We start from the raw sequence: 8,323 nt of genomic DNA, 5'->3' as shown, positions 1-8,323 counted from the left end.
GTTAAGATTAGATTTTGAAAGGGTTCTCAACTACTCTTTTTCTATCTACAATATAAGGAATTAATGCCATTTGTCTAGCGCGTTTGATTGCGACTTCTACGCGCTCTTGCCATTTTTTAGAGTTGCCTGTTAAGCGACGTGGCATAATTTTGTAACGTTCAGAAAGTGAATGCTTAAGCATTTCTACATCTTTGTAGTCAATAAAATCAATTTTTGCCTCTGTGTATCTGCAATATCGTTTGGAGTATCTTTTTTTCTCTGCCATAATTTATCCTTTAAAATGGTATTTCTTCATCGTCAATGTCAATCACAGGGATTTCGTTTTCTTTGGCTTTTTGTGGTTTTGGTGCGCTAGCTTGTTGTGTATTTTGAGGATTCCCATAGTTGTTGTAGTGAGTGGTTTCACCATAATTGTCATTTTGATTTTGGTAGCCCCCATAGCTTCCATTTCCACCGCCATTTCCATAATTCCCACCTTCATTTCTTGAGCCAAGCATTTGCATATTTTCGGCTGTAATGCTGTGTTTGCTTCGCTTTTGTCCGGTATTATCTGTCCAGCTTTCCAATACCAAACGCCCTTCAATAAGCACTGAAGAGCCTTTTTTGAGGTATTGATTTGCCACTTCAGCAGTCCGCCCAAACAGATTTACATCAATATAGCAAACTTCATCTCCTTGCGAACCATCTTGCTTTTTGAAGCGACGATTCACCGCAAGTCCAAGTTTTGCTAATGCGGCACCACTAGGCAAATAGCGCAATTCTACATCTCGCGTTAAATTTCCTGCTAAAATGACTTTGTTAAACATTGAATATCCTTAACTACCCTTATTCTTGAGCAACTTTTTCTTCTGCCTCTTTTTCTTTTAAGGGAGCAGATTTTTTATTGTTGATTGCTCTATCAACTAAGATTTCCCAAGCTTTTTGCTCTTTTTTGCTATCGTATTTGATGACGATAAAGCGTAAAATATCTTCATTGATGCGGTAGAGACGCTCTAATTCTAAAACAAGCTTAGGTTCTGCTTTGAAATAAATAACAAAATAGTAGCCGCGTTTGTTTTTTTTGATTTCATAGGCAAGGTTGCGCATACCCATATCTAAAGTTGCGCTGATTTCTCCGCCATTGTTGATGATTGCAGTTTTGTAAAAATCAATCTTTTGAGTGATTTCTTCTTGTGTCAAAGTGGGTTTAACCACAAACATAGTTTCATAAAAACGCATAAAGTCTCCTTGTGGATTTTGCCCTTTTGCGATTCAAAAGAGCAAGGATTCATCTTTTACAATTCAATGTAAAGTCGCGGATTTTATCTCAAGATTGCTTGAATTTTCATTAAAGCACTTAAAAGTCCATTGCCTTTGTTTGCGCCTTTTAAAGAATCCTCTCTCCAAGCATTAAGAATAGAGAAAACGGATTCATATTGAGATTCTTTAAGCAAAATCGCAAATCTCTTTTTCTGCTCTAGCAACATAGGAGGCAATTTGTAGCCCAAAACATCTTGTGATGAGGCTTCTCCATAAATCCTAATATGGCTTGAAAACAAAAACAATACAAAAAAGTATTTTTGTATTTCATTAATCAAAGGCACTTCCTCAAAGCCCTGTTCTAAAAATTGTGATAATTTGTCAAAATAAGGCTTTTTAAGCAGTAGGGATTCCAAAATCTCCTCTAGTTTTACACTGCCCAAGCCATAGCCCAAGCCCTCTACCATTTCCGCACTGATTTCTTGGTCAAAAATCGTATATTTGCGAAGTTCTGCGACACTTAATCCCAAATCAAAGTTTTGTTGTTCTAGGATTTTGTGTAGATTAAAGTCCGAAATTTGGATTTTTAGATTTTGGGCATATTCTTTTAAGATTGCCATTGCTTCGTTGAGGTTTGGTGCAAAGAATCGTGCTTCAAAAACCTTTTCTTTTGCGTTTTTTGCAGGAAAACTCGCAGACATCGCGCGTGCGTCTGTCATATATTCACTCGCACTTTTGTTCTCTGCGGGATAAAATTCAACCACCAAATAACCCGCGCCGTTTTGCAATAAGGATTGGATTAAAGTATCTAGCTGTTTTTTGGGAATTTTTTTGTCAATTTTAATCCACACCAATGCTTCATCTCCAAAGAGCGAGCCTTGTGAAAAGCAGCTTAATGCACTTTGGAAATCAAAGGCATTGAAATAAAAACTATTTTTTTCACAGCCTTTTGTAAGAATCGTTTGCGCAATTTTTTCACCATAATAGCCAATCAAAAAGGAGCTTTCGCCATACAGCAAAATAGCGCGGATTTCTTCTTGTTTGGCAAGTTTGGCGTCTAATTCTTTTTTATACATTATCTACCTTTGCATTTGTGGCGCACAAAAGATTGCGAGTTGGTATGGCGATTCCTTTTATAGCGTTTTGCTCGTTGCATTGTTTTTTGTGCTTTTTCTTTAGCTTTTTGTTGCTTTTGACGCTCTTTTTGAGAAGATTTCGCAAAGAGATATGTGGAGATTTGCTCGCTTGCGATTCCAAAACTTTCATTATAACTTTCCACGATTCTACCATAAATTTTTGCGGTTGCGATATTAACTTCTATGATTTGAATGCGCACTTTTTGGTATTTTACCCCTTTGCCTTTAAGACAGAGGACACGCGCACCTTGCAAAGGAGGAGTTACAAGAGAAACAATCTCTGGGGTAGAATCATTGGACACAAATCCGATAAAAGCTTGTCCGATTCTTTGTGATAAAAATCGCGCAAATTTGCGGTCTTTAAATTCCATTTCTATCTTGGCGACTTCGCGTTCTTTTTGGCTTAAATCCTCGCAAAGTGTGGGTAGAGATTCCTTGTGCGTGGAATCCTCATTAAGCTGAATCTTTGCCTTTAGGATTCTGTGAAGTAGCAAATCACTATAACGCCGAATCGGAGAAGTAAAATGACTATAAACTTCAAATCCTAATCCAAAATGCCCGATATTGTGGCTTGCATAGCTTGCTTGTGGCATAGATTTGATAATAAGTTTATCCATTTCGCTTTCCATATTAGCGAGTTTCGCGGCTCTTTGCACGTTTAAAATAGCTTGATGAAAATCTCTAAAAGGAATCACTTTTTCCCAAATGCCAAGTAGTTTAAGCTCCGTGAATAATTCTGTGATTCCAGCGGGTTTTGGTTGTGAATGGACGCGATAAATACCTAGTTTTAGGCTTTCGTCATTTGCTGTTGTTCTTTGAGTTTGGAGTTTTGCACTTTGCATATTTGCTAGCAGCATGCACTCTTCTACAAGTTGATGGCTAGGGGTTTGCGATTCTATTTTTATATTTTTTAATTCTAAGTTTTTGTCTAGCTCCATTGATTTTTCATCTCCTAAGAAATCAAAACCCCTTTTTAACCTTTTGGCTCGGAGTTTTTGGGCAAGCGTGTGAAGATGAAGGAGTGGTTTTTTGAGAGCAGGGAGAATTTGTTTGCTCTTGCCGCTTTCTAGTAGCTCATCTACTTCCTCGTAAGTGAGTTTTTGTCGCACTTTAACCACCGCTTCAAACAATTCGCTATTTAAAACCGCTTTGGTGCGTTTGTGTAGGCGCATTTTCCAAACCATTGCAAGACGCAATTTGCCCGCATTCAAAGAACAAAGATTCTCACTTAAAGCACGAGGCAACATAGGAATAGATTTGTGCGGAAAATAAATGCTAAAGCCACGATTTCTTGCTTCTAAGTCTAGCGGGGAATCCTGTGGCACATAATAGCTTACATCGGCAATCGCAACATAAAGCGTAGAGGATTCCGCGTCAAAATAAACCGCGTCATCGTGGTCTTTTGCGCCAAGCGGGTCAATCGCACAAAAAGGCAAATGCGTGCAGTTTATGCGCTCTTTGAAGTCTTTTATGCGCACTTCTTGGAAGCTTTCTGCTTGAAGTTGCGCGCTTAGATTGAAAGATTCTTGCCGATCATAGAGGCTTAATGTAAGGGTTTCATCAATCTGCGAATCTTCTAATGTGCCTAAAATTTCTAAAATCTCGCCATTTTTGGGATTTAACTTTAAGATTGTGTTAGAAGGTAAGGTTTTTAGCGATTTTTGGCTCGCTTTGATTTTATAAGGAATCTCGTTTGGGATTGAAATTGCAATGCAATCTAGTTTGTATTTTTCAAGATAGCAAAGCACGAATTTGTCTTTGGATTCTAAAATGCTTAAAACTTTTGCACGCGGACGATTGGAATCGCCTTTGGTAAGCAGTTTGGCTAGCACAATATCGCCCTTTTGCGCTCCTTTTAAAAGATTTTTTTCTACGAGCCAATCTTGCTTGTTGGATTTTGGCAGAGGAAGGACGAATCCATAACCCTTGCGCGCTAGTTCTACTCTGCCAATACAGAATTGTTTGCGTAAAAAATAGCGATTTTTGCGCAAGATAAGCACATTAAGCTTTAAGAGAGATGCCAAAATTTGTGTAAAGGATTCTGCAAGCTTGAAATCAAGCGGAATCCCGTTTTGCAAGAGGTTTAAAAACTCATTCATCAACTAAAGGATAATCCTCTTCGGGCAAAGTAGGCGCGGGGTTTAGTCGCATATCCTCTAAGGTTGTGTCAAAGCTTGCTAAATCCAACTGATATTGTTGCACAAGATTTCTTGCTTCCAAAATTTGCGCTTCACTTGCGATTTCATAGGGATTTATTAAGGCATTCAACACTCTTAGGGGATAAATATAAATTTGTAGCTCTTTTGGTAAAGTAGGGCTATTTAAATAATGTACCACTTGCACCATTGTTTCTTCAAAGTTCCAATGTTCAAATAAATGCTCTAGCACTTCAAACTGGTTGTAGCCGAGCAAATTTTGTTCAATTTCTAAAAATTGATGGGAATTAATGTTCTGCATAAATTCTTCTTGCTTTCCTGATTGCTTTAAGCAGTTTGAAATAATCACCATACCAATGTGCATTACAAGTGCGCAGGGAACTAAAATCTCAAGCAAATGGATATTTTTTTGTTGCCACCTACATAAAAAAGCATTTTTGATATTGGAAGTATCTACAAATTGACTAACTTCTATGTTGTAAGGTGTTAAATTTATCACAAATTTTGCTTTGATTGCACTTGCAATCGCCAAGCCTTTGGCAGTTGAGATTCCAAAGAGGGAAACGGCTTGTAAAATGGAGTTAATTTCACGATGATAACCATAAAGAGGAGAATTTGCGCTTTTGATTAAATCCATTGTCAAAAAAGGGTCTTGCTCAATCACATTAGCAACTTGCTTGATGCTTGAATGTTCTTGAGCGCAAATCCTTTGCAATTCAAGAATTGTTTGAGGCAATGGTGGCAAAGCATCAATTTCGTTTATTACAAAATCTTTCATCGTTTGAATATTTTTTAACATAATAAAATAATTCCAATTTATGAGAATCAAAGAATCAAAATAAAATTATAGCATAAACTCTAAAATGCAGAGAATTTTGCTACAATAAAGCTAAATCTTTAAAGGGAGAAAAATATGCAATACATTGATGATTCTTTGAAAGGGAAACGCATTTTGATTACAGGGGGTGCAGGATTTATTGGCTCTAATCTCGCACTTTATTTTCAAAAGCACCATAAAGACGCGGAAGTGGTGGTATTGGATAGTTTTAGAAGCGAAACGAAGTTTAGCAACGGAAATCTAAAATCTCTAGGACATTTTAAGAATCTACTTGATTTTAAGGGCGAGGTGATTGTAGGGGATATTACCGATAAAGAGGATTTGACAAGATTGGAGAAACGCAAATTTGATTATATTTTTCATCAAGCGGCTATTTCGGATACCACAGTGATGAATCAAGAGGCGATTTTGCGCGCAAATGTGAATGCGTATAAGGATTTGTTGGACTTGTGCGTGCGTAGCAATGCAAGTATGGTTTATGCTTCAAGTGCGGGCGTTTATGGCAATAGCCCTGCGCCTAATAGTATCGGTAGCGGAGAGATTCCAGAAAATGTTTATGGATTTTCTAAATTGATGATGGACAATCTCACGATGAAATACTTAAAGAATTTTCCGCTTTTAAACATTGTGGGCTTGAGATATTTTAATGTTTATGGTGAAAATGAAGTTTATAAAGGCAAAACTGCTTCAATGATTTTGCAATTAGGCTTACAAGCGTTGAAATCCAAAAAAGTGCGCTTGTTTAAAATGGGCGAACAAAAGCGTGATTTCGTGTATATTCAAGATGTGATTGCGGCAAATGTCAAAGCAATCCACGCAAAAAAAAGTGGAATCTATAATGTTGGTAGTGGCAAGGCAAGAAGCTATAATGACATTATTCAATGTCTCAAAACGAATTTGGGTGACTTTGAAGTGGAGTATATTGAGAATCCCTATAAGTTTTTTCAAACGCATACAGAAGCGAATATCGTTTTGACCAAAAAATTTTTAGATTATGAACCAAGATTCTCGCTAGAAGTGGGAATCAAAAACTATTTAAGCCAAATCAAAGCGATTCATAATGCAAATCTGTGGGAAGAAGTTTTGGGAAATTAATGTATGAAGCCAAATATTTTAGTTGTGGGAGATTTGATTTTAGACCATTATATTTGGGGGAATTGTGAGCGCATTTCTCCTGAAGCACCAGTGCAAGTGATTGATGTAAAAAAAGAATCTTTGAGCCTAGGTGGCGCGTGTAATGTCGCTAATAACCTTATAAGTTTGGAATCCAATGTATGGATTTGCGGAATAGTGGGTTGTGATGAAGCGGGTAAAACTTTGAAACAAGAATTAGAGAATAGGGGCATTAGGATAGAGGGGATTTTCTCAAGCACTTTGCGCCCTACGACACAAAAATCTCGCCTTATTGCGGCACATCAGCAAGTCGTGCGAATTGATAGGGAGGATAAAAGCCTCATTTGTCAAGAGGGCGAGAAGTTTATTTTGGATTTTGTTTCGCGCAAGATTGTGGAATCCAATCTCCAATGTCTCGTGTTAAGTGATTATCAAAAGGGCGTATTGAATGATAGTTTGACACAAAGTTTGGTTGCCTTAGCCAAAGCGCACGATTTAAAGATTTTAATAGACCCAAAGGGCAAGGATTATACCAAATACAAGGGCGCAACCTTGCTTACTCCCAACAAAAAAGAAGCAATGCAAGCCACAGGGATTAATATTTGTGATGAGGATTCGTTGCAAGATTGTATTGTGGCTTTACAAAAAATGTGCGCATTAGAGACTTCATTAATCACTTTAAGTGAAGATGGAATCGCATTTGCCACAAGGGATTCTATCCAAGAAGGAAGCGTCAAAGTAGAGAGAATGCCAACGATTGCACGGGAAGTCTTTGATGTAACAGGAGCAGGAGACACGGTGATTGCCTCTTTGGCTTATATGTTGGCATTGGGTAAGCCAATCTCACAAAGCGTATATTTTGCCAATGCCGCCGCTGCGGTTGTAGTAAGCAAAGTGGGTTCTGCAACTGCTAGCAAACAAGAGATTTTTGCTTATCTTAGGCGCAACAACCTTTTGGATTCTGCTTTGGCAAATACAGAATTTTTGCAAATTTTTGGCGAGGAGATGTCTCTTTCAAATTCTCTAAGCAGACAAATTACCAAAATTTTTAAGCGGCAAAAACTCACTTCCTATTGGGATAAATGGATAAAAGCAGAGGAGTTTTATGGATTTTTGGAATCTCTCCACCAACTCAAAGAGGAAAATTTCAAAATCGTTTTTACAAATGGTTGCTTTGATATTTTGCATTTAGGACATATTGATTATTTGCACAAGGCGCGTAATTTAGGAGATTTGCTGATTATCGGTTTGAATAGTGATGCTTCTGTCAAACGGCTTAAAGGGATTTCGCGCCCTATGAATGAGGAAAAAGATAGAATCGCAATGCTTTGTGCTTTGGAATGTGTGGATTTTGTCGTGGTGTTTGAGGAGGAAACTCCACGAGAGTTGATTGCAAAAATTCGCCCTAATGTGTTAGTAAAAGGCGCAGACTATCAGGGCAAGGAAGTTGTGGGGAGTGAATTTAGTGATGAGGTGTGCTTGTTGGAGTTTATAGAGGGCAAAAGCACAAGTCAATTAATCCAAAAAATAAAGGAATCTTAAATGAAACAAGTGATTTTGGGAGAGATTGCAGCACATTTAGAAAGTGCGCAGAAAATGGAATCTCTAGCGCAAGATTTAGAAAATGCAGCACAAATGGCGATAGAGGTATTAAAAGGCGGAGGCAAGATTCTACTCTGTGGCAATGGCGGAAGTGCGGCAGATAGCCAACACATTGCGGCAGAACTTACCGGGAGATACAAGCGGGAGCGCAAGGGTTTGTGTGCGATTGCTCTAACAACCGATACGAGTGCTTTGAGCGCGATTGGAAACGATTATGGCTATGAGTTTGTGTTTTCTAG

9 protein-coding genes are annotated in these 8,323 nt (G+C 38.1%); 3 read left to right on the top strand and 6 right to left on the bottom strand.

Features of this window, described 5'->3' with window-relative positions:
• Nucleotides 1-7: 7 nt before the first annotated feature.
• The 6 genes from rpsR to Q1553_RS01095 all read right to left on the bottom strand — a co-directional run bounded on the left by rpsR (nt 8) and on the right by Q1553_RS01095 (nt 5,330).
• Nucleotides 8-265, bottom strand: a complete 258-nt coding sequence (gene rpsR, locus Q1553_RS01120) for a 30S ribosomal protein S18 (protein ID WP_026944503.1) — start codon at nt 263-265, stop codon at nt 8-10.
• Between the two features lie 10 nt (nt 266-275).
• A complete protein-coding gene (locus tag Q1553_RS01115; RefSeq protein ID WP_115551945.1) occupies nt 276-806 on the bottom strand; it encodes a single-stranded DNA-binding protein in 531 nt (176 codons plus the stop codon).
• Nucleotides 807-825: 19 nt separating this feature from the next.
• Nucleotides 826-1,218 carry a 30S ribosomal protein S6 gene (rpsF, locus tag Q1553_RS01110; protein WP_115551944.1) on the bottom strand — a complete coding sequence of 131 codons (393 nt, stop codon included), beginning with the start codon at nt 1,216-1,218 and terminating at the stop codon, nt 826-828.
• Nucleotides 1,219-1,301: 83 nt separating this feature from the next.
• The gene (locus Q1553_RS01105; RefSeq protein WP_115551943.1) at nt 1,302-2,315 is read right to left on the bottom strand and encodes a DNA polymerase III subunit delta; all 1,014 of its coding nucleotides are present in this window, start codon (nt 2,313-2,315) and stop codon (nt 1,302-1,304) included.
• Nucleotides 2,315-4,474: a ribonuclease R family protein gene (locus Q1553_RS01100; protein ID WP_300842686.1), complete on the bottom strand. Its 2,160-nt coding sequence runs from the start codon at nt 4,472-4,474 to the stop codon at nt 2,315-2,317. Before Q1553_RS01100 ends, Q1553_RS01105 begins: the two co-directional genes overlap by 1 nt.
• Nucleotides 4,467-5,330 (bottom strand): HDOD domain-containing protein, encoded by an 864-nt coding sequence (locus tag Q1553_RS01095; RefSeq protein ID WP_297571451.1) that lies wholly within the window; start codon nt 5,328-5,330, stop codon nt 4,467-4,469. Before Q1553_RS01095 ends, Q1553_RS01100 begins: the two co-directional genes overlap by 8 nt.
• 114 nt (nt 5,331-5,444) lie before the next feature.
• Here Q1553_RS01095 and rfaD point away from each other — a divergent pair, with 114 nt between their 5' ends.
• The 3 genes from rfaD to Q1553_RS01080 form a co-directional block, all read left to right on the top strand.
• The gene (gene rfaD, locus Q1553_RS01090; RefSeq protein WP_300842685.1) at nt 5,445-6,464 is read left to right on the top strand and encodes an ADP-glyceromanno-heptose 6-epimerase; all 1,020 of its coding nucleotides are present in this window, start codon (nt 5,445-5,447) and stop codon (nt 6,462-6,464) included.
• 3 nt (nt 6,465-6,467) lie between these two features.
• The gene (gene rfaE1 / locus Q1553_RS01085) at nt 6,468-8,024 is read left to right on the top strand and encodes a D-glycero-beta-D-manno-heptose-7-phosphate kinase (RefSeq protein WP_300697411.1); all 1,557 of its coding nucleotides are present in this window, start codon (nt 6,468-6,470) and stop codon (nt 8,022-8,024) included.
• Nucleotides 8,025-8,323 (top strand): SIS domain-containing protein (locus tag Q1553_RS01080; RefSeq protein ID WP_300842684.1); only part of this gene is annotated, 299 nt, incomplete at its 3' end. It lies immediately after the preceding gene.

This window comes from Helicobacter sp. UBA3407 (assembly GCF_949747025.1).
Classification (GTDB): Bacteria; Campylobacterota; Campylobacteria; order Campylobacterales; family Helicobacteraceae; genus Helicobacter_D; species Helicobacter_D ganmani.
This window is presented reverse-complemented; position numbering and strand designations above follow the sequence as displayed.